Genomic DNA, 25,407 nt, shown 5'->3' on the forward strand with positions numbered 1-25,407 from the left:
AAGAGAGTACTATTTTTGAATAAGAAGCAGGACATAAAAGAATATCTGGAAAAAGAATTTAAGATAGAACCAGGGGTTATTGATTTTGTGAATTCAATGGAAAAACGATTCGCTAATTCGCTGGAAGCTTTGGATACAATGGGTGAGTTGCACCAGTACCGGGTCATAAAAGCCATGCAAAAGGCGGGTTTAAGTGATCGCCATTTTGCTGTAGCTACGGGCTATGGCTATGATGACATCGGCAGAGAAATCGTGGAAACTATTTTCGCCGATGTTTTTGGAGCAGAGGATGCATTGGTACGGCCCCATATTTCGTCGGGAACCCATGCTATTTCTCTGGCACTATATGGAGTTTTGAGACCGGGGGATCATTTATTGGCAATTTCAGGGTCGCCTTATGATACCATTCGCACAGTTATTGGATTGGGGAAAAAAAATTTGGGAGAAGGTACACTTAAGGATTTTGGAGTAACCTATGATCAAATTGAATTACTTGAAGATGGCAGCTTTGATGAGGCTGGAATACTAAAGGCCATTACCTCAAAAACAAAAATGATTTATCTACAGCGCTCTACGGGATACGGGTGGCGGAAGGCTTTAACTATGGATGCCATAAAGAAGATTATTTTAAAGATCCGATTGGTAAAAGCAGATGTGATTATTTTTGTTGATAATTGTTATGGTGAATTTTTAGATACTGTCGAACCGGTAGCCATCGGTGCAGATTTAATGGCGGGTTCGCTAATAAAAAATCCAGGTGGTGGATTGGCACCCACAGGTGGATATGTGGTTGGACGTTCAGATCTTGTTCATCTGGCCGCCTGCCGATTGGCCGCACCAGGAGTAGCAAGGGAAACAGGAGCAACACTGGGAATTAATCGAACCTTTCTACAGGGATTGTTTTTTGCCCCTACGGTGGTGGCCCAGGCGCTTAAAACCGCAGTACTTCTAGCAGCCTGTTATGAAAAGCTGGGCTTTTTAGTCTGTCCGGGTTCAATGGAATATCGCAGTGATATTATTCAAAGCATTAAATTGGGAAATCCAGAGGCAGTGAAAGTGTTTTGCAGAGCTGTGCAAGAAGCCGCACCGGTGGATAGCCATCTGACCCCTGAACCATGGGATATGCCCGGTTATGAGGATCCAATTATTATGGCCGCCGGAGCGTTTATCCAGGGTTCCTCCATCGAGCTTTCTGCAGATGCCCCCATGCGAGAACCCTATATTGTGTATTTTCAGGGTGGATTAACCCATTATCATGGAAAACTTGGAGTTTTATTAAGTATACAGAGATTATTAGATAGAAAGATGATTGAAATTAATATTTAAGGGAATATATGAAAGGTGATATGGTATGATAACTAAAGAAAAAATCGAACGAATCAATATACTAGCAAATAAGAAAAAGATAATGGGGTTAACTGAAGAAGAGCTCGATGAGCAACAATCCCTTCGTGCTGAATACCTTCAGGCTGTTCGTGAAAATTTCCGAGGACAGTTGGATTCAATTATTATTGTGGATGAACCACAATGTGATAATAAATAAGGAGGAAGAAAAATGGAAAAAGATGGTAGAGACGGAAGCTATGAACATGCTGAGGAATTAAGCAATCAAGAAAAAGGTGTCACCGACGGAGGTGTCACATCTTATCAAAGAGCTGAAAAATTAGGCGAGAAAAATGTGGGAGAACAACATGAATTTATGGCCGATTCAGAGAATTCAAAAGAACGTGTTCATGGAGACGAGCATCCTCATAAACGAGCAGCCGCTCATAATGATGCTTTTGTAACTGATGAAAAAGAAGGCATTTATGAAAAGGCTGAAGATTTGGCCAGCAAAGAAAAAACAATAGAAGCTGAGGGTTCAGGAATTTATCGAAATGCTGAAGAATTGGGAAAAGAAACGACGGAAGAAATCCATGAATTTATGGCAGACGATGGCGACGAAACTGAAAAGCAGACAAAATAAGGAGAACAATATATGATTGGTGAAGAAAAAGAAAAAAGCCCGGGTACACTGTTACAGGAACAATTGTCAAAAACATGGCAGAGTGCCTGGAAAGACCTCAGTGATGAGGATGTTCTGGGCACTAAGACAATCAGTGACGAGTACCTTGGTTACATTACCAATGGCAAAACTGAACGGCAATGTGCCCGGATCAGTGTTGAAATGGCTGAAGCCGCAGGTTTTAAATCCCTTGAACACTATTTAAAGATTGGAAAAATTGCTTCCGGAGATAAGGTCTATACTGTTCATAAGAAAAAAGCAGTGGTCTTATTTATCGCCGGATCGGATTCCATTGAAAATGGCATGGCGATTGTGGGTGCTCATATCGATGCGCCTCGTCTGGATTTAAAACCATCACCTTTATATGAATGTGAGGATATGGCTTATTTTAAAACTCACTACTATGGAGGTATTAAAAAATACCATTGGGTGACTATTCCACTAGCCATGCATGGCACCGTCGTAAAAAAGGACGGTGAAACCATTGATATTTCCATTGGTGAATCGATGAGTGATCCGGTCTTCTGTATTACCGATCTATTACCACATCTTTCTCAGGAACAAAATACGAAAAAAATGAATGAAGGTATTACCGGGGAAGGATTAAACATTATTGTTGGGACTTTGCCTTTTAATGAAAAAGAGATTAAAGAAGGCGTCAAGCTTAATGTTTTGAAATTTCTCCATGAGAAATATGGCATGGTCGAAGAAGATTTTGCAACAGCCGAGCTTGAAGTTGTCCCCGCTGGGGCTGCACGAAATGTGGGCTTTGATGAAAGCTTAGTCGGCGGATACGGACAGGATGATCGCATTTGCGCATTTACAGCACTTAAAGCTATCATCGATCGAGAAAATCCAAAACGGACCCTGTGTGTTATTTTAGCTGACAAGGAAGAAATTGGAAGTTACGGTAACACCGGTATGCAATCTCAGTTTTTTGAAAATGCCGTGGCGGAGGTCATTGACCTTATGGGCGTTAAGAAACCAGAACTGGCAATGCGACGTTGCTTTATGCATTCAGAAATGCTTTCTGCAGATGTCACCGCTGGTGTTGACCCTAATTTCACAGGAACACACGATAAATTCAATGCCCCGTATATTGGAAAAGGAATTGTTCTTTCCAAGTATGGTGGCGCCAGAGGAAAGTCAGGCTCCAATGATGCCCATGCAGAGTTTTTAGGTAAAATGAGAAAAACTCTTGATGATGTCGGAGTGGTGTGGCAAATGGGCGAGTTGGGTCGGGTCGATCTTGGCGGCGGAGGGACCATTGCTCATATATTAGCAGAATATGGCATGGATGTTCTCGATTGCGGTCCGGCCTTATTAAGTATGCATTCACCGTTTGAATTGGCATCTAAGGTTGACCTATATATGTGTTATAAAGGTTATAAGGCTTTTCTTGATTAGAATGAATCAAAATAAGGGCCATGCGATTTAGTATACGTTAGTTTTCACTTAAATAAGATGTTGTAGAGAATGGTAAAATGGTTACTAAAAATTATCTTTTAGTAACCATTTATTACCATTTTTTTATTTGTTTGATTATATAGAGTATTATTTTGAACAAATTTTTCTAATGGTATAGAAAAAAAATAAAATTTATGTTATGATACTGCCCATATATACAAGTATATCTATTTGTCTTGTGTAAAATCTTATTTAAGGGGTGTTTGACTTATAATGAATTTTAAACATGGAACCTTTAAGGGGGGAATCCACCCACCCTACAGGAAGGAAAGTACAGCCGATGTGCCATTGGGATTTGGAGTAAAGCCAGATACAGTTATCATACCCATGTCCATGCACATTGGAGCACCATGTACGCCGATCGTTAAAAAAGGCGATCAGGTTTACCTTGGTCAAAGAATTGGTGAGCCAAATGGCTTTGTATCGGTGCCGATACACGCAAGTGTTTCCGGAAAAGTAATCGCTGTCGAGGAAAGACCGCATGCCAATGGAGATCGTGTGATGGCTGTTGTGATTGAATCAGACGGTCTGGATACTGTTGATCCCAGTATTAAACCATATGGTTCGCTGGAAGAGCTTGATGCGGATGCCATTAAAAAAATGGTTGTAAATGCAGGAATCGTTGGACTTGGCGGAGCAACCTTCCCAACCCACGTAAAGCTGGCAATTCCACCGGATAAAAATGTGGATTGTGTGATCCTCAACGGTGCTGAATGTGAACCTTATTTAACAGCCGATCATCATTTGATGCTGGCGCATGCTGAAAAGGTTGTCATGGGGCTTAAAATTGCCATGAAATCTGTTGGCGTTAAAAAGGGCTTTATCGGTGTTGAAGATAATAAAACCGATGCCATTGAAGCACTGGGAAAAGCCATTGGAAATGATGCCAGCATTGAAGTCTATTCACTGCATACCAAGTATCCCCAGGGTGCTGAGAAACAACTCATTGCTGCGGTAACCGGCCGTGAAGTGCCTTCCGGTGGATTACCAGCCGATGCGGGTGTGGTGGTGATGAACGTTGGTACTGCAGCTCAGATTGCTGAAAGCATGACTACGGGAATGCCGCTTTATAAACGTATTCTTACCTGTACCGGGGATGCCATTAAAACCCCGCAAACCCTGGAAATTCGTGTTGGTGTTTCATTTCAATCCGTTATCGATCAGTGCGGAGGATTTACTTCCGAACCTGGAAAAGTTATATCAGGCGGGCCAATGATGGGCGTTTCTCAATTTGAGACGGTGGTTCCTGTTATGAAGGGAACTTCAGGAATTTTATGTTTAACAAAAGAATCTGCCAACATTGCAGAGCCATCCAATTGTATTCATTGCGGTAAGTGTGTTGGTGTCTGTCCAATTCATTTGCAGCCACTTATCATTGCAGAGTATTCGCTGCGAAATAAGTGGGATAAAAGTGAAGCAAATAATGCCATGGATTGTATTGAATGCGGAAGCTGTTCTTTCATTTGTCCTGCAAAAAGAACACTGGCTTCATCGATCCGTGTTGCAAAACGAGAAATAATCGCCCAAAGAAGAAAAGGAAATTAGGAGGAGTATTGATGAATGAATTAAACCTTACAGTGTCCTCATCCCCTCACATTCGTGCGAAGCATTCCACAGCGAGTATTATGCAAAATGTCATTATTGCTTTATTACCAGCTTTGGCAGTGGCCGGATATGTTTTTGGGGTATGGGCGTTAGCACTCGTTGCCATCTGTATTATTTCTTCTGTTGTAACAGAAGCAGTTATTCAAAAATTATTAAAAAAACCAATAACCATAAATGACTGGAGTGCGGTTGTTACCGGTGTTCTACTGGCTTTTAATTTACCGGTTAATGCACCCTGGTGGATTGCAGTCATCGGTTCTGTTTTTGCAATTGCTATTGTAAAACAGTGTTTTGGTGGTTTAGGACAAAACTTTATTAACCCTGCTTTGGCAGCGAGAGCTTTCTTATTAGCTTCCTGGCCGGGACATATGACAAGTACAGCCTTCATTCCATTGTCTGACACCGTTACAACGGCAACACCTTTGGCATTATTGAAAGCCGGAGACCTTGCCAATATGCCTTCTACCTTTGATCTATTCACAGGACTGAATATTACTGGCTGTATCGGTGAGATTTCAGCACTGGCATTGTTGCTCGGCGGCTTATATCTTATTTATAAAGGCATTATCAGTTGGAGAATTCCATTTATTTATATTGCAACTGTTGGTATTTTTGCTCTTTTATTGGGTCAGGATCCATTAGTGCATATCGCTTCAGGTGGTTTGATGTTGGGTGCTTTCTTTATGGCAACCGATTATGCATCATCACCGATCACGGTTAAAGGTCAGATCGCCTACGCCATCGGCTGTGGTTTGATTACTATGATTATCCGTCAGTATGGTGGGTATCCAGAAGGAGTGTCCTATTCCATCCTCCTGATGAATGTTGCCACACCTCTCATTGAACGCTTCACCAAGGAAAGAATCTATGGTGTGGCTAAGAAGAAAAAGGAGGTAAAAGCATAATGGCAAATATAGTGAAAATCGACTGGAAAGAAGTTATTAGACTCGGTTTAATTCTCCTTGCAATTTCAGCGGTGGCAGCCTGTCTTCTGGCTTTAACAAATTATGTGACCGCCGGGACCATTGAACAGATGAATGCCGATGCCAACACGGCAGCACGCCAGGAAGTGCTTGCAGAAGCCACCGATTTTGAGCAGGTCCCTGCAGAGGAATTGGCAAAAATAGGAACTGAAATCGGACTTGAAAAACCTGAGGAATTGATGGAAGCCTATATCGGAAAAAATGGCAGTGAAGTTGTTGGATATACTGTGAAAACGGCACCCTCAAATGGTTATGCTGGATCAGTAGAAATGTTAACCGGGATTTCAGCGGATGGTGTTATTCAGGCAATTACCATCTTAAAACAAAATGAAACTCCGGGCTTGGGCGCGAAATCAACCGAACCTGAGTTTAAAGATCAGTTCAAAGAAAAATCAGCATTAGAAGAAGTTACGGTTGTGAAAACCGCTCCTGCAACAGGGAATGCGATACAGGCAATTACCGGTGCAACCATTACATCTAAAGCTGTTACTTATGGGGTAAACATAGCAAATCAAGTTTATCAGATTCTGTCGAAATAGGAGGGGAAAGTAAAGATGAATTTTGTAAAAAATCTTACCAGAGGAATCATACGAGAAAACCCGACCTTTGTACTAGTTTTGGGAATGTGTCCAACCCTTGCGGTTACCACATCAGCCATTAATGGTATGGGTATGGGTTTGGCAACCTTGGTTGTACTTGTCGGTTCCAACGTGGTTATCTCGGCAATGCGAAAAATAATTCCCGATAATATCAGAATACCTGCCTTTGTTGTCATCATTGCTTCCTTTGTTACCATTATAGGAATGTTGATGAAGGCCTATGTGCCGGCACTGGATGCGGCTTTGGGAATATATATTCCATTGATTGTTGTTAACTGTATTATATTAGCCCGTGCGGAAGCGTTTGCTTTCTTTAACGGTGTAGCCGATTCATTTGCGGATGGACTTGGTATGGGTCTTGGTTTTACCCTGGCTCTGACGATTCTTGGCGGAGTACGTGAAATCCTTGGTGCCGGAAGCATTTTCGGATTTTCACTCTTTGGTGCCGCTTATGAACCAGTATTATTAATGATCCTTCCTCCCGGGGCTTTTTTAACCCTTGGTCTTATGATTGGCCTCATTAATTGGAAATCTAAGAAGAAGGCGTAGGGGGAGATAACAATGAGCTTAATATTTATTCTTATCAGTACAATTTTTGTAAACAACTTTATACTGTCACGTTTTTTAGGTATCTGTCCATTTCTGGGAGTTTCCAAACAAGTTGAAACTGCCATTGGTATGGGCGTTGCTGTAACCTTTGTTATGGCGCTGGCTTCGGCTATTACCTTTGTGGTTCAGTATGCCATTTTAGATCCACTAAATCTTGGGTATCTGCAGACCATTGCGTTTATTCTGGTTATTGCCGCATTGGTACAATTTGTGGAAATGATCATCAAAAAAATGAGCCCGTCCCTATATCAGGCACTGGGTGTTTATTTACCGCTGATTACAACAAACTGTGCAGTTCTTGGGGTTGCACTTTTGAATATTCAGTATGAATATAACTTTATTGAAACAATATTTAACGGCGTTGGTGCCGCTATCGGCTTCACCCTTGCAATTGTTCTCTTTGCAGGTATTCGTGAACGTCTTGAAACATCAGCAGTGCCAAAGGCTCTGGAAGGATTCCCGATTGCGTTAATAACCGCTGGTTTAATGGCGATTGCATTTTTGGGATTCTCCGGAATGCAATTGGGTTAGGAGGGTATGGAAATGTTAAATGCGATTTTAGTTCCAGTAGGTATCCTCGGTTTATTCGGTTTAGTTTTCGGTGTTGGCCTGGCCATAGCCGCTAAAGTATTTGAAGTGGATGTTGATCATCGTTTTCCTATCGTCAGAGCGGCTCTGCCCGGTGCAAACTGTGGCGGTTGTGGTCTGCCCGGCTGTGACGCATTGGCCCTGGCAATTATTAACGGCGAAGCAGGTGTTGATGCCTGTCCAGTCGGCGGCGCTTCGGCGGCTACTGCCATTGCTGAGATCATGGGCATGGAGGCCAGTACAGCTGCCAGACAAATAGCAACAGTTATTTGTCAGGGTACCTGTGAAACAGCGCCAAACCGTGCAGAATATTATGGCGAAATGGATTGTCGTGAAGCCATGATTGCTTCAGGCGGTTCAAAAGATTGTCGTTACGGTTGCATGGGTTATGGAACCTGTAAAGCTGTTTGTCCATTTGATGCCATTGTTATGGGAGAAGACGGCTTGCCAAAGGTTGATCCGGATAAATGTACTTCCTGTGGTAAATGTGTCGAAGCCTGTCCTAAGTCCATTATGGTTTTAGTACCGGCAACCCAGGACGTTATTGTTAAGTGCCACAGTGCGGCAAAAGGCAAGATTGCCAAGCAGGCTTGTTCAACTGCCTGCATTGCCTGTGGTGCCTGTGTAAAGGCATGTCGTTTTGATGCAATTAAGGTAGTTAACAATTGTGCAATCATTGACTATGATAAGTGTACTCAATGTTATGAATGTGTTGATAAATGTCCAATGAATACTATTTCAGGGGATGTTGAGTTTGGGAAAAAATCGGCTTATATCATTGATGAAAATTGTATCGGTTGTGGTCTTTGTGCTAAAAATTGTCCGGTTGAAGCAATCACCGGAGAAATAAAGAAATCGCCCTATATCATTGATCATGATAAGTGTATCGGCTGTGGTATTTGTTTTGAAAAATGCAAAAAAAATGCTATTGAAATGCGCCCTATTAATAAAAAATAAGAAGTGCATTAACCACTTTGAGTCATTATGACTCAAGGTGGTTTTTTTATTTTTAAAAAAAACTGTTTTTAATGAGAAATTTAGGAAATTAGTATAAAATAGTATGGCAATCTGGTAAAATAGTAGTAATGATCGACTATGGAGGTTTGCGTTGAAGGGAAAAGCTGAATATCATATTTGTATAAAAGAAATGCCGGAAAGTGAGCGGCCCCAGGAAAAAATGATGCATTATGGTGCGGAAACCTTAAGCAATGCAGAACTTATCGCTATCATTATTCGCACGGGAATACCCGATGCAACCTCCGTAGAGGTAGGACAACAGGTGTTGAAGTACTTTGAAAATGACCTGTCACAATTTTATAATATGGATATATTAGAGCTTGAAAGAAATAAAGATCTTCCGGGCATTGGAAAGGTCAAGGCATGTCAGATCAAGGCCGCCATCGAGCTTGGAATTCGGGTGAATCGAAAGAACCCCATGGAATTCAAGGTCACTTCACCCCAAAGTGTGGCAGACTTATTAATGGATGAAATGCAGTATTTGAAGCAGGAATGTTTTAAAATACTCTTACTGGACACTAAAAATAAGGTGCTTAAAGTTGAATGCATTAGCCAGGGGATTCTCAATGCGTCTCTGGTTCATCCAAGAGAGGTTTTTGTTAAAGCCATTAAGCAGCATTCTGCAGCCATTATCCTGGCGCACAATCATCCATCAGGAGATCCGGAGCCAAGTCCGGAAGATAAAAACATTACAAAAAGGCTACAGGAAGCCGGGGAACTTTTGGGGATTCCGGTATTGGATCATATTATTATTGGTAGGGGAACCTATATGAGCTTTAAACAGGAGAAAATTATTTAATTTCTTGCAAAATAAATGTTTTTAAAATACAATAAATAGGTTAAACGATAATTATTATAGTAGGGGGCGTTCCTTTGGGCTGGTTTTCAAAATATCGAATTGGTATCATCATTTTTGTAGTGTTTCTTGTTTTAGTCGTATTTATTGGTCTGCTGACCTCGAACCGTACTGTGACAACGCCTTTAGAAGGCAGTGTTTCCGCGGTGGTATCACCTTTTGAAAAGTTTACTTATGTGGTATCACTTAACTTAAAAAAATTTGTCAGTGATATTTCGGAATTTGGTCAGTTGAAAAATAAAAATGAAGAAGAGCAAATAAAAATTGATGAATTAGAAAAAAAGCTTGCGAATTATGAATTGACCATGAATGAAAATATTGCTTTGCGGGGAATGATTGGGTTTCAAAATGAGCATCCTCAATACAATGTACTGCCTGCAGAAGTGATCGCCATTGATCCGACAAATGGCATTTCATTTATGACCATCAATCGTGGCTCCAATGATGGACTGAGTGTTGATATGACTGTGATGTCGGGAAATGATTTAGTTGGTAAAATTACCGAGGTTTCTTTAACTACCTCAAAAGTAAAAACAATCATCGACCCAATGAGCACCATTAATGGTCGATCCACACGTTCTGGAACCTATGTTAGAATTGAAGGCGATTTAGATAATGGATTGATTGGTTATATTGAACCGGGAATGGATGTTGTTACCGGCGATTTGGTGGTAACATCAGGACTCTATGGCACTTATCCCGGGGATTTGTTTATTGGAACTGTACAAAAGGTTGAGAAACAGGATGGTTCTTTAGAACTTAAAGTATCAATAAATCCCGGTGTCGACCTTCGTACCATCAATGTCGTTTCAGTACTACGGCAGGTTTAAATGATGAAATATGCAGTTCTATTTTTAATATTGATTGTTGAACTTATTTTTAGCAGCACCGTACTTCAATTTTTTTCTTTTTTTGGGAGTGCGCCAGAGATGTTACTCATAACGATTATGCTTTATAGCATAATTTTTCGAGGCAAGGAAGGGCTTGTATTGGCAGTGATCATTGGTATCCTATCAGATATTCTTTATGGGCCATTCATAGGGGTAAATACCATTGCTTTTTCGTTGGTTGCAGTAAGCATTTATTGGGTTTCTTCTAAATTCAGTCAACAGTCAATACTTACGAGCGTCCTTTGCCTGGCTTTAACGTTGATTATTTACAATGGTTTAGTTTATATTTTGTTATTATTATTTCAGGGTGGGATACCCTGGATGATTTATTTAAGGCGATTTAATCTCCAATACTTAATTATTAATCTAATTGTTATGTTGATAATGCGTTATTTTATATTAAAGTTATCACAGCACCCGGATTTTACTTCGGATGTGCTGGTGTAAGAAAAGTGACCCATGAAATGGTGGATAAATGATAATAAGAAATGAAAAACTCCGATATATATTTTTAAAAATCCTGATTTTTATAATCAGTGGAATTTTTATTTTTCGTCTTGCCGATTTACAATTGGTCAACGGTGAAAAATATCGAAAGATAGCAGATAATAATATGGTTAAGCAAATTGAAACAGAAGCTCCCCGGGGTACGATTTACACCTCGGACATGCAAATTCTGGCATCAAATCGTATCGGTTATGCAGTTGATATAAGCTTCATAAATGTTGATGATAGTGTTTTAAATGCTTCGCTTTTGAACTTATCCGGAATTCTGCTAAGACATGGGGAAAAAATAAAAGACACATTTCCAATTAATATGGATAGCGATGGGAATTTTGCATTTTCTTTCGATGATGCTGATTCAGAAAAAAAATGGAAAGAAAAAAATGGATTTACTGCTGAACAAATGGGTTTTACAGCCAGAGAATGCTTTGATAAGCTATGCTTAGAATATGGTCTGACACCAGAGTATACTAATGAAGAGGCCAGACAGATCATTGTGTTTAGAGAAAAATTTCGTGATCACAGCTTTAGTTCCTGGGATCCAATACGAATCGCCACGGACATCAAGCGGGATACTGTTTACGAAATAGATGCCAATAAGGAATCTCTTGTTGGGGTATCCGTAATTGATGAACCGGTGCGAAGCTATCCGTTTGGAACAACCGCCGCTCATCTGCTTGGGTATGCTGGGAAGATCAGTGGAGATGAATATTTGGAAAATGAAGATTCAGATGAAAATTATAGCTTGGAAAGCACAATTGGTAAAACCGGTTTAGAGGTTGCCTTTGAGAATGAGCTTCGCGGCGAAACCGGTAAAGAAATGACTGTAATTGATTACCAGGGACGACCCCAATATGATATTATGGATACTAATATAGCGGCAATACCGGGAAACAGTGTTGTTACCACCATTGACCTGGAATTTCAACAGGCTGTGGAAAAGGCCCTGGGAGACCATCTTGACTATTTGCAGACCAGTGGAGCCGCACCAGAAGCTGCTTCAGGAGCGGCCGTGGTCATCGACGTTAATACCGGAGCAGTGTTGGCAATGACCAGTATGCCTACCTATGACCCCAATCTTTTTACAACAACCATCAGTGATGAAGTTTGGAATAGTTTGAATATACCAAGTGATGATCCTGTTTTTCCGAGGCCATTATATAACAACAGTACATTGACCGCACTTCAACCGGGTTCCACCTTTAAGCCTCTTATGTCGGTTGCAGCCTTAGAATCCGGAACCATTACCGGTGAAACAACATTTTACTGTAATGGGACAGATCCCCATATTCCAACGTTCACCTGTTTAGGTAATCATGGAAGCGAAAACGTCGTTGATGCACTTAGAGATTCTTGTAATGTATTTTTTTATGAAACAGGGTATAATATGGGCATTAATCCGATTGTCGATTACTCAGAACAGTTTGGATTGGGAAATCCCACTGGAATTGAGATTTATGAAACATCGGGAACGCTTGGCGGCCGGGATAATAAGGATGATGAATGGACGGATGCCGACACTATGAATACTTCCATTGGTCAGGGAGGCAGTTCCTTTACACCACTTCAAATGGCTAACTATATTGCGACACTAGCAAATGGGGGCAGCCATTACCAGGCCTATCTTGTTGAAAAGATCCTTAATAACAATGAAGAAATAGTTTTTGATCATGAACCAACCCTTATTAATCAGGTTAAAATAGATCCTGAAAATTTGGCTCTTGTTAAAGAAGGTATGAAAGAAGTGGTTACAGACGGGTTTGCAGCCTCCTATTTTTATGGTTTTGATCATGAGGATATCGGCATCGCCGGCAAAACCGGAACGGCTGAATATGGTGATAATTCTGTTGAGAACACATCGTGGTTTGTATGTTTTACACCCTATGAGTCTCCTGAAATTGCTGTTGCCGTGATGATTATTCAAGGCGAAACAAGTTCGAACGCGGTGCCTGTGGCCAGAGAAATTGTAGATGCTTATTACGCACTTAAACCGGCAACTGATGCAAATATTACCAAGGAGGTTACACCATAAGTTTGGTTTATAAATATTGTGTTACAGAAAATCATGAAACGAACCTCCGTGAGGAGTTGGCAAATAGGTATGATTATTCAAGTCGATTAATTCGACAAATAAAAAGAGAAGGTAAAATTCGGCTTAATGAAAAAGAGTGCTTTCTTGGGGATCTCATTAAACTTGGAGATTTCATTGAGATTGTGATGCCGCATGAAAATATAGATGGTACTCCAATCAAGGGAGATCTTGATATAATCTATGAGGATGATGAACTTCTAGTGGTTAATAAACCTGCTTTCTGTGTGACTCATCCATCAAAAAGCCATCATTTAGACACGTTAACCAATTATATCAGTCATCACTGGGAAAAAATTGGAGTATCCGCAAAGATTCGTTTTATAAACCGACTGGATCGAGATACCACGGGACTTGTAGCCATAGCAAAAAACAAATATGTCCATCATTACATTCAGAAACAAATGGATGAAGGAACTGTCATAAAGGTTTATTATGCCTTTGTCAGCGGAAAACTTCCTGATAAAAGCGGGACCATTGATGCACCGATCGGCCAACCCTTTGCGGACAGTATTCATCGGGTCGTAATGGATCAGGGAAAATCTTCGATTACCCATTATCGGGTGCTGGAAGAATATCCACAGGCATCCCTGGTGGAATTAATTTTAGAAACTGGTAGAACCCATCAAATACGGGTACATTTACAGCATATTGGGAATCCGATCATAGGAGATCCTCTGTATAACAATAAAACAGAGAACTCCTATGGTATGAACCATCAGGCGCTTCATGCAAAAACCCTGACATTATCACTGCCGATGAAAGAGGATTTAACTTTTGAGGCAGATCTGAATATTGAATTAAAAGAGCTCAGGAATAATCTTGAGAAATATGAAAAGAAAAAGGTGATAGAATGAGTAAAAATCAAACTAAAGGTATGAAAAGACGAAAGAAAAAAGGTCATATTGGCGTTAAAGTTTTAGTCGTCTTGTTGATCCTCGGTATTCTGAGCGTCGGTGTTGTTTATTCCATTTATGCGGCTAATCGCATGGATATCTCGGAATATGAATATCAGGTTAAGGATAAAACTGAAATTTACTCAGCGGACAATGAAATAATTGCTGAATTGTATACTAAGAATCGGACTAATGTCACCATTGACCAAATTCCGGTTACCCTGCAACAGGCTCTGATCTCAGTCGAGGATTCACGATTTTACGATCATTTCGGTATTGACCTAATGGGGATTACCCGGGCCTTTTTCTCCAATATTGCCAGTAATGGTATCGGCGAAGGTGCAAGTACCATTACCCAACAGCTTGCCAGAGTCTTGTTTTTACCGGATATTGCCACAGAGCAAAATTTCAATCAGTCCTTTATCCGTAAATTAAAAGAAATATCCATTGCCCTTCAATTAGAAGAAAAATATACCAAAGAACAGATTCTGGAAATGTATTTCAATGAATATTATTTTGGTTCCGGTGCCTATGGGATTGAAGAAGCTTCACAAACCTATTTTAATAAAAGTGTTTCAGATGTGAATTTATCTGAAGCGGCAATGCTTGCCGGGCTGCCTCAGGCACCAAGCGCCTATGCGCCAAATTCAGACTTTGAGGCCGCAAAAAAACGTCAGCTGGAAGTTTTGGAACGGATGGTTAAAGAAAAATATATTACCCAGGAAGAAGCTGATGCAGCAGCGGCAGCGGAAATTGTAATCAGAGATCCGGCAACCATCAACAACGATGATCAAATTAAGGACGGCTACGAAGCGTTTGTTGGTAAAGCACTGACTGAATATGCCCAAACCCAGGCTTCAGCAGTTATGCAGGAACGTGGAATAACAGAAGATCAGGCAATTACATATATTAAAGAGAACATTGCCAATGGTGGTTATCGAATTTATACCACCATCAATACTTTTTATCAGGAAGATGCCATCGAAAGTCTTAATGATGGGTTGGATAACTATGGAATGGACACAGAAACTGGGAGTATCGTTACCGTTGATTTAGACGGAAGTGTCATGGCGTATTATGGTGGGAATACTCAAATTGATATGGCAAATACCCCAAGACAGCCAGGGTCTAACATCAAGCCGCTTTTTTATGCGGCAGCAATGGATAAAGGGCTGATTTCACCTTCAACAATGATTCTCGATGCCTATACTGATTTTGGTGGGTATGCTCCCAAAAACTATGATGGTGGTTATCACGGAACTGTTTCGGTAAGAACAGCTTTAGTTAATTCTTATAACATTCCGGCAGTAAAGGTTTATGATAAGGTCGGACCCGATGCGGCGGTTTCCTTTATGGAACAAATGGGCATCTCCACCTTTGAAGATACGGATTATAACCTCGCGGTGGCACTTGGAGGGATGACTTATGGTATCAAACCACTTGAGATGTCAGCGGCCTTTAATACACTTAATAATGGCGGGGTATATAATGCACCCTATTTCATTACTAAAATTGAACAGACCAACGGAAAAGAAATTTATTTGAAAGACACTGCTAATTTAGTAACTCGTAAGGTTATGACTGACACCACGGCAACAAACATGATGGATATTCTTACAGATGTTGTTGATAACGGAACAGGAAGCGCTGCTTCCCAGATTTATCCAACCGCCGGTAAAACCGGGACGACCAATGATAATAAAGATTTATGGTTTACCGGGATGACTGGAAATCTGACAACCGCAATTTGGATCGGAAGCCCGGATAATTATGTTATCAGCGGCGGAAGCTACATTCCTGCCGGAATTTACGGTACGTATTTAAGACAAATTATTAACGAGGACTTGTTAGCAACTACAACTTTGGATCGAACCTCTGAAGAAGGCGGAACAACCGCTGTCAAGTCAATTGACAGCGGAACCACAACTACAGATAAAACAACGACCACGGAGCCTAAGAAAACAGAAACAACGACTCCAACGGTGCCAACCCCGGAGCCAACCCCGGAACCGATAACGCCAACGGAACCGGTGACGCCAACGGAACCGGTGACACCAACAGAACCGACAACTCCGACAGAACCGACAACGCCAACGGAACCGACAACGCCAACGGAACCGACGACGCCGACGACGCCAACGACGCCAACAACCCCGACAACTCCGTAACAGAAAGGAAAACTCATGATAATTAAAAAAACATCGCTTGTAACAGAAACGAAAGATAACATGCGAGGAGGTAATGGCGCACCGGTCATTACCCATGTTATTGGCGGCGAGATCCTTGGCAATAAAGGTCGCTTATATTCGAAAATTGTGATGCAGCCAGGAGATTCGATTGGATACCATCAACATGTCGGCGAGCAGGAAATATATTATTTCCTTAGTGGCGAAGGCATGGTGAAGGATAATGAAGAAACAATAAAAATTTATCCGGGGGACGTCATGATTACACCGGATCATGGCTACCACAGCATTGAAAATACAGGAACTGAGGAGCTGGTTTTTATGGCTTTGATCCTCAATGCCGATGCATGATAAAAAAAACAAGAGATGAAATTTTAGCCACATTGGAAAGCCTTTACGGGCAAGAAAAATGTGGCTTGGATTTTGGGACCCCATTTGAATTATTGATTGCAACCATCCTTTCAGCACAGTGTACTGATGTACGGGTGAATATTGTGACAAAAGAACTGTTTCCTGCCTATAACACGCCCGAAGCCATTTTAATGTTAGGTGAAAAGGAACTTCTTAAAAAAATTAAAACCTGCGGGTTGGCAAATACCAAAGCCAGGAATATTATTTTGACCTGTAACCGGCTTTTGGGTGAGTATGGGGGAGCCATTCCCAAAGGCATGGAGGAACTCACCACCCTTCCCGGGGTCGGACGTAAAACAGCGAATGTGGTGATGAGCAATGCGTTTGGGATTCCCGCCATTGCAGTGGATACCCATGTTTTCAGGGTTTCCAAACGCCTTGGTCTGGCCAGAGGGAAAAACGTATTGGAAGTGGAAAAGGAATTAATGAAAAATATTCCCAAAGAGCAGTGGTCCCAGGCCCACCACTGGCTTATCTGGCATGGCAGAAAATGTTGCACTGCCCGCAATCCAAACTGCGAAAATTGTGCACTGCAGCCGTTATGCAAAGAGGGTAAGAAAAAGTTCAAAGATACATAATACAAAGTACAGTTTAAAACAATTATTTCTTGTAATTTCCTTAAGAATGGTTTATGATAGTTCCTATAAATAATCATTGAAAAGAATGAGGAGGAAAAGAAATGAAAAAAAGAGTTGTAAGTGTTTTGCTTGTTGGAATGCTTGTTGCTTCCATTTTTACATTTGCGGGATGTTCATCTACTGGAAGCAGTAATGATGTCATTAAGCTTGGTTTTATTGGACCAACCACTGGTGATGCTGCAATTTATGGAAGTTCAGCAGAAGCCGGAGCAATGCTGGCTGCAGAAGAAATTAATGCGGCAGGTGGTATTGATGGCAAGGATGTTGAAATCATTGCCTATGATACCAAGGCTGACCAAACTGAGGCTGTTAATGCATATAACCGCTTAAGAGATCAGGATGGTGTCATCGCTGTTATTGGTGGAACCCTAAGTGGCGAAACGTTGGCAATGAAAGACATCATGGTTTCGGATAATATGCCTGTATTATCACCAACTGCAACAGCAGTTGAAGTTACTCAGGATGCACCAAATATTTTCAGAGCATGTTTCCTTGATGACTATCAAGGTGCTGCAGCTGCAAATTTCTCAGCTGATACATTAGGTGCAAAAACTGCCGCATTATTAGTGGGAGCTGGAAACCCCTATTCAGAAGGCGTTTCTAAAGCTTTTGAAACAGCATTTGTGGCAAAAGGCGGTTCCATTGTCGGTACCGAATCTTACGGCACAACCGATAAAGATTTTAGTGCCCAATTAACAAAAATTAAAGAAATGAATCCAGCTGTTGTGTTTGTTCCGGATTACGTACAAACAGTAGGACCAATTCTTCAAAAGGCCAAAGAAATGGGAATTACCGCAAAATTTGTGGGCGCAGATGGTTGGGATGGCGTACAGGTAGAATATGCTGATGCCGCTCAGGGAAATTACTTTACAAACCACTATGCAGCGGATTCACCATCGCAAACAGTACAGGATTTTATCACTGCTTATACAACAAAATATGATAAGGTTCCAAACTCGTTTGCAGCTTTAGGTTATGATGCAGTTTACACCATGGTTTCTGCCATTAAAACTGCCGGATCTACAGAAGCAGAATCAATTATTACTGCATTGGCAGCCACTGAACATGCAGGGGTAACCGGAAATCTCAAGTTTAATGAAAACGGAGATCCTAAAGATAAAGAAGTTACCATTATCAAAATTGATGGCGGAGAGCTTAAATATGAAGCGACTGTTGTAAATTAATAAATATTGGTACAAATTTCATATTGCATTAAAACACAGGGGATATAGAAGAGATTGATCTCTTCTATATCCATTTTATTATTGTAGAAGGAGGAGACATTGTGAATTTATTTCTGCAACAAGTGATCAATGGTCTTAATGTGGGCAGTATTTATGCGCTCATTGCCATTGGCTATACCATGGTTTACGGAATTATTAAACTGATTAACTTTGCCCATGGAGAAATCATGATGTTCGGTGCATATTTTGCATTTATTGCAGCTACCAGTTTTCAGATGCCTGTTTGGGCGGTGCTTTTATTATCAATGACAATTATGGCCATTATTGGCGTAGCCATCGAATTCGTTGCCTACCGACCACTTAGAAATGCCCCAAGATTGTCAGCACTTATTACAGCCATTGGTGTGAGTTTATTTTTGCAGAACCTTGCTCTGATTATTTTTAAGCCTGAACCAAAGGTTATGCCAAAAATATTTCCGGAAATGATTATTAAGATTGGCAGCATTGAAATTAGTTCAACCACGCTTATCACTATTGGATTGTCATTGGTATTTATGGTTTTATTGGATTTATATATTAGAAAAACGAAACAGGGTCGTGCCATGCGTGCCGTATCAGAAGACAAGGATGCTGCGATTCTTATGGGAGTAAATGTCAATCGGACCATTTCATTAACCTTTGCTCTGGGTTCAGCCTTAGGTGCACTGGGCGGGGTACTTTATAGTGTAGCTTATATTCAAGTTTATCCCACCATGGGCGTCATGCCAGGACTAAAAGCATTTATCGCCGCCGTATTGGGTGGAATTGGGATTGTTCCGGGAGCCATGCTAGGCGGTTTCATTATTGGTATGGTCGAAACTTTGACAAAGGCATACCTATCAACCACCTGGGCTGATGCCATTGTTTTTGGGATTCTGATTATTGTTTTGCTCTTTAAGCCAACCGGAATTCTTGGTAAAAATACGAGAGAAAAGGTGTAGGGAATGGATAAGAGTAAACGCAGAGCCTATATCATTAACACCATCGCAATTATTGCCCTTTACATAATCTTTTTTGTATTGATTCAAACACAAACTATGAACAAATATTTTATTGGGATTGCAATCCTTACCTGCATCATGATTATTATGGCAATGAGTCTCAATATCGTTGCTGGGTTTTTAGGTCAAATGGCTTTGGGTCACGCTGGCTTCATGGCCATCGGTGCCTATTCGTCAGCCAGTTTTTCAATTGCACTGTTTAATAGCGGCACTGAATTGCCGAACATCGTGGTGCTTATTTTGGCCATGGCGGTTGGCGGAACGATTGCAGGTATTTTTGGAATACTCATTGGAACGCCGACACTAAGGCTGCGGGGAGATTATTTAGGAATTGTTACCATTGGTTTTTCAGAAATCATTCGGATCTTCTTCGTCAATTTTCAGCCAACCGGAGGCGCTGCGGGACTAAAGGGAATCACTAAACTGGTTAACTTTAATAATGTCTATTGGATTACGATCATTGTAATCATTTTGATTTTTACATTGGGACGCTCAAAGCAGGGCCGTGCGATTATTTCTATCAGAGAAGACGAAATTGCTTCGGAATCCGCTGGGATCCCAACCACCCGCTATAAGGTACTGGGATTTTCAATGGCAGCATTTTTTGCGGGTATTGGGGGAGCCTTATATGCTCACTATCAGGCATTTCTGGAACCAAGCAAATTTGGGTTTATGTTCTCCATCGAAATGTTCGTTATCGTTGTTCTTGGTGGTCTGGGAAGTCTGACGGGGTCCATTATCTCAGCCATTGTTCTAACGATACTACCGGAAATGCTTCGCGGTTTTGCCGAATACCGATTACTGGTTTATTCCCTGGTTCTAATTATCATGATGATTTTTCGACCTCAGGGAATTTTCGGCCGGTCTGAATTCTCATTGACAACAGCCATTGATGCACTGATCCTTCGAAAAAACACAAAAAATACCGTAGACGGAGGTGAATCATAATGCCGGTACTATCAGCAAATAATATTACCATGCAGTTTGGTGGTTTAACAGCGGTGGATAAGTTTAATCTGAATCTGGAACCCCATGAGTTAGTCGGACTCATTGGACCAAACGGCGCCGGAAAAACGACGATCTTTAATATGCTTACAGGGGTTTATGTTCCGACCAGTGGGGATATCATCCTGAATGGTCAAAGCATTATTAAGAAAAGCACCCATGATATTGTAAGTCTTGGTGCCAGCCGAACCTTTCAGAATATTCGCCTGTTCAAAGATTTAACCGCTGTTGAAAATGTGAAGATTGCATACCATAATTTCATAGATTATAATATGATCCAGGGGATGTTTCGAACAAAAAAGTTTTGGATCGAAGAAAAAAAGGCTCAGGAAGAATGCCTAAAGCTTTTAGATATTTTTGATATGGGTGAATATGCCAATACATTGGCAAAGAACTTACCCTATGGCCAACAGCGAAAATTGGAAATTGCCAGAGCTCTGGCCTCTGACCCAAAAGTATTAATGCTTGATGAACCGGCCGCGGGAATGAACCCAAACGAAACCGAAGAGCTGATGAACACCATCCATTTTATCCGCAATAAATTTGATATCACTGTTTTACTCATTGAACATGATATGAAGCTGGTGATGGGAATTTGTGAACGGATTATCGTTGTTGATTATGGAAAAACCATTGCCGAAGGCACACCGGATGAGATTAAGAATAACCCCGAGGTCATTCGTGCTTATCTGGGAGATTAGGAGGCTTTAAAATGCTCAAAGTAAAAGACTTAAATGTACATTACGGAAAAATTCACGCCATTAAAGGGGTTAGTTTTGAAGTGAATGAAGGGGAAATCGTAACCCTTATTGGTGCCAACGGTGCCGGAAAAACGACAATTCTTCAAACAATTTCAGGGTTGCTCAAACCAACTGAAGGCGTAATCACCTTTAATGGTGAAAATGTTAATAAGATGCCGGCACATCAAATTCCGGTTATGGGAATTGCCCATGTTCCCGAAGGACGTCGGATCTTTGCTGATATGACGGTTTATGAGAACCTCATCATGGGAGCATATATTCGCAATGATAAGGAACAGATTGATGAGGACATGGAGAAAATATTTCTTAACTTTCCGCGACTTAAAGAAAGAATTAAACAGATCGCCGGAACCCTCAGTGGTGGTGAACAGCAAATGCTTGCCATGGGCCGGGCATTGATGACACGACCCAAGCTGATTCTTTTAGATGAACCTTCAATGGGTTTAGCCCCGCTTCTGGTAGATGAAATTTTCAACATGATCCAAACAGTAAATGATGCCGGAACAACCGTGCTTTTGGTGGAGCAAAACGCAAATAAGGCATTACACATTGCCAACCGAGCTTATGTATTAGAAACCGGACTCATCAAACTCTCAGGCAGTGCCAGAGATTTATTGGTGAATCCGGAAGTTCAGCAGGCTTATTTAGGCGGTTAAATCCAAAATGAAAACTGTCTTAAACTGTCTCCTATGGAGGCAGTTTTTTAATGGTATTGACGCTTTTTTTGGTCATATCATCTAAAAATTTTCTTAAGTACCTGCATTTTGGTTCTTGATAAGGAAATATTCCTATGATATACTGTAAAAATTGAATGATAATAATAATTAAATGAAAGATACGGAGGATAATATGAGCACAACAGTAGAAAGTATAGAAAAAAATATTGCAACCCTAAAAATTGAGATTAGTCCAGAGGAATTTTCAAAGGCTGTCAAAAAGTCGTATGATAAAAATAAGAAACGTTTTTCAGTTCCTGGTTTTAGAAAAGGCAAAGCTCCTAAAAAAATTATCGAATCTTATTACGGACAAAATGTATTTTTAGAGGATGCCATTGATTTTGCATTCGCACCAGCCTATGAAGGCGCATTGAAGGAAACAGAAATCAAGCCAGTGACACGCCCGGATCTCGAAAACATTGAGAAAATGAGCCAGGAAGAAGGCGCTACCTTTATTGTCAAGGTTGGGGTAAAGCCAGAGATAACCTTAGGCGAATATAAAGGGGCTGAAATTGAATCCCTGGATCCAGTTATTTCCGAAGAAGAAATGACAGTTGAGCTTGCAAAAATGCAGGATCAAAATTCCCGTTTGATTACCCTTGATGAAGGTGTTGTTGCAGATGGTGCCACGGTTACCATTGACTACGAAGGATTCCAGGATGGCGAACCCTTTGCTGGCGGAAAAGATATGGATTATGATTTAGTTATCGGCAGCGGTTCATTTATACCGGGATTCGAAGAGCAGCTCATCGGTGCAAAGCTCGGCGAAGATACAACCGTAAAAGTAACCTTCCCGGAAGACTATCATGCCGAAGACCTTAAAGGAAAAGAAGTGGAATTTAAGGTTGCCATAAAAGCGCTTAAAGTAAAAGAATTACCAGAATTGGATGATGAATTTGCTAAAGATACCAGTGAATTTGATACTCTGGAAGAATTAAAAGCGGATGTTGAAAAACGACTTAAGGAAACAAAAGCTACCCAATTGAAAGGTCTAGCTGAAGCGGCGGTTGTGAAATTCGCTGTGGATCAGGCGGAGATTGATGTTCCTTACCTTATGGTTGAAGAAGAAGTTGATCGCAATCTGGAAAACTTTGAAACACAAATGAAACAACAAGGAATTTCAATGGATGATTATTTCAACTTCACTAATGTTAACCGTGATGATTTTAGAAATAACTTAAAAGCGGATGCTGAACTCAATATTAAGACTGAGTTGGTACTTGCAAAAATAAGTGATATTGAAGCGGTAGAAGCCACAGATGAAGAAATTGACGAAGAAATCAAGGTTTATGCAGATGCTTATGGCCATGATTTTGAGGAATATAAAAAAGGTTTACAGGATCGTATGTTAGACTATCTTAAGTCAAATATCAAACGTCGTAAAACCGTGGATATGCTAATGGAAATGGCTATTGTAAAAGCTTAAGAAATTTAAATGAGAAAGTGGGAAAAATCGTTCATGTTAAATAGTAAAACCAATCAACCAATTATATTAAATAATCTTGTTCCCATGGTTGTTGAACAAACAGGCCGGGGAGAACGCTCTTATGATTTATTCTCACGGTTGTTAAAGGAACGTATTATCTTTTTAAATGGAGAAATTAATGAAAATATTTCATCGCTCATTGTTGGTCAGCTTATCTATTTAGAAGCTGACAATGCGGAGAAAGACATCCAGATATATATAAATAGTCCCGGCGGATCGGTAACAGCTGGGATGGCTATTTTTGACACCATGAATTATATTCGTTGCGATGTATCCACACTATGTGTCGGATTAGCAGCATCGATGGGGGCATTTCTTCTGGCAGCAGGAACCAAAGGAAAACGATATTCTCTGCCTAATAGTGAAATCATGATTCATCAACCTCTTGGCGGAGCCCAGGGACAGAGTACGGATGTCGAAATTTACGCTAAACGCCTGATAAAAACACGTGAAACATTAAATACTATTCTCAGCGAACGCACAGGACAACCATTAGAAACCATTGCTAAGGATACAGACCGTGATAATTTCATGGATGCTCCGGAAGCAATGGCCTACGGTTTGATTGATGAGATATTAGTATCAAGATAGGAGGCTGAAAAATGGCTAGAAATGAAGATGGCATCGAAAATGCCCGTTGTTCCTTTTGTGGTAAAAGTCAGTCCCAGGTTAAGCGGATGGTTGCAGGTCCAGGAGTTTATATCTGTAATGAATGCATTGATCTTTGCGAAGAAATCATGGATGTTGATGATTTACCGGAAGAATTTAATTTTGCAGATGTTCCAAAACCCAGAGAGATAAAGAAAAAATTGAATGAATATGTCATTGCTCAAAACAGAGCCAAACGAGCGCTGGCAGTGGCAGTGTATAATCACTATAAACGCATTACCTCACTGGATGAGAATGATGCCGAGGTAGAGCTGGGAAAAAGCAACATCCTGCTCATTGGGCCAACCGGATCAGGAAAAACATTGTTGGCTCAAACCCTGGCAAGGATATTGAATGTGCCATTCGCAATTGCAGATGCCACATCCTTAACCGAAGCCGGATATGTCGGGGAAGATGTTGAAAATATATTATTGAAACTTCTTCAAACCGCAAATTTTGATGTTGCCAAGGCAGAAAAAGGAATTATCTATATTGATGAAATAGATAAAATCGCCCGTAAAGGCGATAATCCTTCGATCACACGAGATGTGAGCGGCGAAGGTGTGCAGCAGGCGCTGCTTAAAATACTAGAAGGTACGGTTGCCAACGTACCGCCACAGGGTGGTCGTAAGCATCCGCATCAGGATTTCATCCAAATCAACACCAATAATATTTTGTTTATTTGTGGTGGTGCCTTTGATGGTATGGATAAGGTGATTGAACAACGGACAGAAAAAAGTTCAATGGGCTTTGGGGCTGATATCAGAAATTCCAAAGAAAAACAGATTGATCAGGGACTCTATAACGTTCAACCCCAGGATCTTTTGAAATATGGTCTGATCCCCGAATTTATTGGGAGAATTCCGGTTATTGCATCTCTTCAGCATTTAGATGAAGAAGCCTTGATCCAAATTTTAACAGAGCCTCGTAATGCTCTGGTGAAACAATATATTAAAATGTTTAAAATTGAAGGGGTCGAACTTGAATTTCAAAAGGAAGCTTTGGTTGCGATCGCCAAAAAAGCTTTGGAAAACAAAACCGGCGCCCGTGGACTTCGTGGGATTATTGAGAATATTATGCTTGATATTATGTTTGAGGTACCGTCCAACGAAAATATTGAAAAGGTCATTATTACTCAGGATGTGGTGGAAAAACAAGTTGAGCCTATTATGATCATTGGGCAAAAAAATGATTGTGAAGAATCCGGCAACAAAGTAGTTTGAT

General features: G+C 40.8%; 26 protein-coding genes. All 26 read left to right on the forward strand.

The features are described from left to right. The first annotated feature begins 15 nt into the window (after nt 1–15). Entirely contained in the window at nt 16–1,326 is a 1,311-nt protein-coding gene (locus tag AKG39_RS08190; protein WP_050739897.1) for a methionine gamma-lyase family protein, read from the forward strand. Nucleotides 1,327–1,351: 25 nt separating this feature from the next. Next, on the forward strand, nt 1,352–1,543 hold the full coding sequence (locus AKG39_RS08195) for a DUF896 domain-containing protein (protein WP_050739898.1): 192 nt from the start codon (nt 1,352–1,354) through the stop codon (nt 1,541–1,543). A 12-nt stretch (nt 1,544–1,555) separates the two neighbouring features. After that, complete coding sequence (locus AKG39_RS08200) at nt 1,556–1,966, forward strand: hypothetical protein (RefSeq protein WP_050739899.1); 411 nt, start codon at nt 1,556–1,558, stop codon at nt 1,964–1,966. Nucleotides 1,967–1,978: 12 nt separating this feature from the next. Continuing rightward, a complete protein-coding gene (locus tag AKG39_RS08205) occupies nt 1,979–3,412 on the forward strand; it encodes an aminopeptidase (RefSeq protein ID WP_050739900.1) in 1,434 nt (477 codons plus the stop codon). A gap of 273 nt (nt 3,413–3,685) precedes the next feature. Beyond that, nucleotides 3,686–5,017, forward strand: a complete 1,332-nt coding sequence (gene rsxC / locus AKG39_RS08210) for an electron transport complex subunit RsxC (RefSeq protein WP_050739901.1) — start codon at nt 3,686–3,688, stop codon at nt 5,015–5,017. A gap of 11 nt (nt 5,018–5,028) precedes the next feature. Next, a complete protein-coding gene (locus AKG39_RS08215; RefSeq protein WP_050739902.1) occupies nt 5,029–5,982 on the forward strand; it encodes an RnfABCDGE type electron transport complex subunit D in 954 nt (317 codons plus the stop codon). Continuing rightward, on the forward strand, nt 5,982–6,599 hold the full coding sequence (locus AKG39_RS08220; RefSeq protein WP_050739903.1) for an RnfABCDGE type electron transport complex subunit G: 618 nt from the start codon (nt 5,982–5,984) through the stop codon (nt 6,597–6,599). Before AKG39_RS08215 ends, AKG39_RS08220 begins: the two co-directional genes overlap by 1 nt. A 15-nt stretch (nt 6,600–6,614) precedes the next feature. Beyond that, the gene (gene rsxE, locus AKG39_RS08225) at nt 6,615–7,208 is read left to right on the forward strand and encodes an electron transport complex subunit RsxE (RefSeq protein WP_050739904.1); all 594 of its coding nucleotides are present in this window, start codon (nt 6,615–6,617) and stop codon (nt 7,206–7,208) included. Between the two features lie 12 nt (nt 7,209–7,220). Further along, nucleotides 7,221–7,799, forward strand: coding sequence for an electron transport complex subunit RsxA (rsxA, locus tag AKG39_RS08230; protein WP_050739905.1), 579 nt, complete (start codon nt 7,221–7,223; stop codon nt 7,797–7,799). Nucleotides 7,800–7,811: 12 nt separating this feature from the next. Continuing rightward, nucleotides 7,812–8,813, forward strand: a complete 1,002-nt coding sequence (locus tag AKG39_RS08235) for an RnfABCDGE type electron transport complex subunit B (protein WP_050739906.1) — start codon at nt 7,812–7,814, stop codon at nt 8,811–8,813. A gap of 190 nt (nt 8,814–9,003) precedes the next feature. Further along, nucleotides 9,004–9,672 carry a RadC family protein gene (gene radC, locus AKG39_RS08240; protein WP_050739944.1) on the forward strand — a complete coding sequence of 223 codons (669 nt, stop codon included), beginning with the start codon at nt 9,004–9,006 and terminating at the stop codon, nt 9,670–9,672. Nucleotides 9,673–9,746: 74 nt separating this feature from the next. Further along, entirely contained in the window at nt 9,747–10,559 is an 813-nt protein-coding gene (gene mreC, locus AKG39_RS08245; RefSeq protein WP_050739907.1) for a rod shape-determining protein MreC, read from the forward strand. After that, nucleotides 10,560–11,066, forward strand: coding sequence for a rod shape-determining protein MreD (mreD, locus tag AKG39_RS08250; RefSeq protein ID WP_050739908.1), 507 nt, complete (start codon nt 10,560–10,562; stop codon nt 11,064–11,066). A gap of 28 nt (nt 11,067–11,094) precedes the next feature. After that, the gene (locus AKG39_RS08255) at nt 11,095–13,155 is read left to right on the forward strand and encodes a penicillin-binding transpeptidase domain-containing protein (protein ID WP_050739909.1); all 2,061 of its coding nucleotides are present in this window, start codon (nt 11,095–11,097) and stop codon (nt 13,153–13,155) included. Nucleotides 13,156–13,157: 2 nt separating this feature from the next. Then, complete coding sequence (locus AKG39_RS08260; protein WP_242990247.1) at nt 13,158–14,069, forward strand: RluA family pseudouridine synthase; 912 nt, start codon at nt 13,158–13,160, stop codon at nt 14,067–14,069. Further along, a complete protein-coding gene (locus AKG39_RS08265) occupies nt 14,066–16,276 on the forward strand; it encodes a transglycosylase domain-containing protein (protein ID WP_050739911.1) in 2,211 nt (736 codons plus the stop codon). The genes AKG39_RS08260 and AKG39_RS08265 overlap by 4 nt, the downstream gene beginning before the upstream one ends. A 15-nt stretch (nt 16,277–16,291) precedes the next feature. After that, a complete protein-coding gene (locus AKG39_RS08270; RefSeq protein ID WP_050739912.1) occupies nt 16,292–16,645 on the forward strand; it encodes a cupin domain-containing protein in 354 nt (117 codons plus the stop codon). Continuing rightward, the gene (gene nth, locus AKG39_RS08275) at nt 16,642–17,283 is read left to right on the forward strand and encodes an endonuclease III (protein WP_050739913.1); all 642 of its coding nucleotides are present in this window, start codon (nt 16,642–16,644) and stop codon (nt 17,281–17,283) included. The genes AKG39_RS08270 and nth overlap by 4 nt, the downstream gene beginning before the upstream one ends. 101 nt (nt 17,284–17,384) lie before the next feature. Next, nucleotides 17,385–18,527, forward strand: coding sequence for an ABC transporter substrate-binding protein (locus tag AKG39_RS08280; RefSeq protein ID WP_242852575.1), 1,143 nt, complete (start codon nt 17,385–17,387; stop codon nt 18,525–18,527). A gap of 98 nt (nt 18,528–18,625) precedes the next feature. Beyond that, the gene (locus AKG39_RS08285; protein WP_050739914.1) at nt 18,626–19,507 is read left to right on the forward strand and encodes a branched-chain amino acid ABC transporter permease; all 882 of its coding nucleotides are present in this window, start codon (nt 18,626–18,628) and stop codon (nt 19,505–19,507) included. Between the two features lie 3 nt (nt 19,508–19,510). After that, nucleotides 19,511–20,515, forward strand: coding sequence for a branched-chain amino acid ABC transporter permease (locus tag AKG39_RS08290; protein WP_050739915.1), 1,005 nt, complete (start codon nt 19,511–19,513; stop codon nt 20,513–20,515). Continuing rightward, entirely contained in the window at nt 20,515–21,273 is a 759-nt protein-coding gene (locus tag AKG39_RS08295; RefSeq protein WP_050739916.1) for an ABC transporter ATP-binding protein, read from the forward strand. The genes AKG39_RS08290 and AKG39_RS08295 overlap by 1 nt, the downstream gene beginning before the upstream one ends. 11 nt (nt 21,274–21,284) lie before the next feature. Next, on the forward strand, nt 21,285–21,989 hold the full coding sequence (locus AKG39_RS08300) for an ABC transporter ATP-binding protein (RefSeq protein WP_050739917.1): 705 nt from the start codon (nt 21,285–21,287) through the stop codon (nt 21,987–21,989). A 193-nt stretch (nt 21,990–22,182) separates the two neighbouring features. Next, nucleotides 22,183–23,475, forward strand: coding sequence for a trigger factor (gene tig / locus AKG39_RS08305; RefSeq protein WP_050739918.1), 1,293 nt, complete (start codon nt 22,183–22,185; stop codon nt 23,473–23,475). A gap of 33 nt (nt 23,476–23,508) precedes the next feature. Continuing rightward, nucleotides 23,509–24,126, forward strand: a complete 618-nt coding sequence (gene clpP / locus AKG39_RS08310) for an ATP-dependent Clp endopeptidase proteolytic subunit ClpP (RefSeq protein ID WP_050739919.1) — start codon at nt 23,509–23,511, stop codon at nt 24,124–24,126. 11 nt (nt 24,127–24,137) lie between these two features. Then, nucleotides 24,138–25,406 carry an ATP-dependent protease ATP-binding subunit ClpX gene (gene clpX / locus AKG39_RS08315; RefSeq protein WP_050739920.1) on the forward strand — a complete coding sequence of 423 codons (1,269 nt, stop codon included), beginning with the start codon at nt 24,138–24,140 and terminating at the stop codon, nt 25,404–25,406. Nucleotide 25,407 lies beyond the last annotated feature (1 nt).

The organism is Acetobacterium bakii (assembly GCF_001263355.1).
In the GTDB taxonomy this organism is placed as follows: domain Bacteria; phylum Bacillota; class Clostridia; order Eubacteriales; family Eubacteriaceae; genus Acetobacterium; species Acetobacterium bakii.

Bases quoted from the DNA above. Each gene is read 5' to 3' on its own strand.
- AKG39_RS08195 (WP_050739898.1), top strand. From the start codon at position 1,352: ATGATAACTAAAGAAAAAATCGAACGAATCAATATACTAGCAAATAAG.
- AKG39_RS08200 (WP_050739899.1), top strand. From the start codon at position 1,556: ATGGAAAAAGATGGTAGAGACGGAAGCTATGAACATGCTGAGGAATTA.
- AKG39_RS08205 (WP_050739900.1), top strand. From the start codon at position 1,979: ATGATTGGTGAAGAAAAAGAAAAAAGCCCGGGTACACTGTTACAGGAA.
- rsxC (WP_050739901.1), top strand. From the start codon at position 3,686: ATGAATTTTAAACATGGAACCTTTAAGGGGGGAATCCACCCACCCTAC.
- AKG39_RS08215 (WP_050739902.1), top strand. From the start codon at position 5,029: ATGAATGAATTAAACCTTACAGTGTCCTCATCCCCTCACATTCGTGCG.
- AKG39_RS08220 (WP_050739903.1), top strand. From the start codon at position 5,982: ATGGCAAATATAGTGAAAATCGACTGGAAAGAAGTTATTAGACTCGGT.
- rsxE (WP_050739904.1), top strand. From the start codon at position 6,615: ATGAATTTTGTAAAAAATCTTACCAGAGGAATCATACGAGAAAACCCG.
- rsxA (WP_050739905.1), top strand. From the start codon at position 7,221: ATGAGCTTAATATTTATTCTTATCAGTACAATTTTTGTAAACAACTTT.
- AKG39_RS08235 (WP_050739906.1), top strand. From the start codon at position 7,812: ATGTTAAATGCGATTTTAGTTCCAGTAGGTATCCTCGGTTTATTCGGT.
- radC (WP_050739944.1), top strand. From the start codon at position 9,004: ATGCCGGAAAGTGAGCGGCCCCAGGAAAAAATGATGCATTATGGTGCG.
- mreD (WP_050739908.1), top strand. From the start codon at position 10,560: ATGATGAAATATGCAGTTCTATTTTTAATATTGATTGTTGAACTTATT.
- AKG39_RS08255 (WP_050739909.1), top strand. From the start codon at position 11,095: ATGATAATAAGAAATGAAAAACTCCGATATATATTTTTAAAAATCCTG.
- AKG39_RS08265 (WP_050739911.1), top strand. From the start codon at position 14,066: ATGAGTAAAAATCAAACTAAAGGTATGAAAAGACGAAAGAAAAAAGGT.
- AKG39_RS08270 (WP_050739912.1), top strand. From the start codon at position 16,292: ATGATAATTAAAAAAACATCGCTTGTAACAGAAACGAAAGATAACATG.
- nth (WP_050739913.1), top strand. From the start codon at position 16,642: ATGATAAAAAAAACAAGAGATGAAATTTTAGCCACATTGGAAAGCCTT.
- AKG39_RS08280 (WP_242852575.1), top strand. From the start codon at position 17,385: ATGAAAAAAAGAGTTGTAAGTGTTTTGCTTGTTGGAATGCTTGTTGCT.
- AKG39_RS08290 (WP_050739915.1), top strand. From the start codon at position 19,511: ATGGATAAGAGTAAACGCAGAGCCTATATCATTAACACCATCGCAATT.
- AKG39_RS08295 (WP_050739916.1), top strand. From the start codon at position 20,515: ATGCCGGTACTATCAGCAAATAATATTACCATGCAGTTTGGTGGTTTA.
- AKG39_RS08300 (WP_050739917.1), top strand. From the start codon at position 21,285: ATGCTCAAAGTAAAAGACTTAAATGTACATTACGGAAAAATTCACGCC.
- tig (WP_050739918.1), top strand. From the start codon at position 22,183: ATGAGCACAACAGTAGAAAGTATAGAAAAAAATATTGCAACCCTAAAA.
- clpP (WP_050739919.1), top strand. From the start codon at position 23,509: ATGTTAAATAGTAAAACCAATCAACCAATTATATTAAATAATCTTGTT.
- clpX (WP_050739920.1), top strand. From the start codon at position 24,138: ATGGCTAGAAATGAAGATGGCATCGAAAATGCCCGTTGTTCCTTTTGT.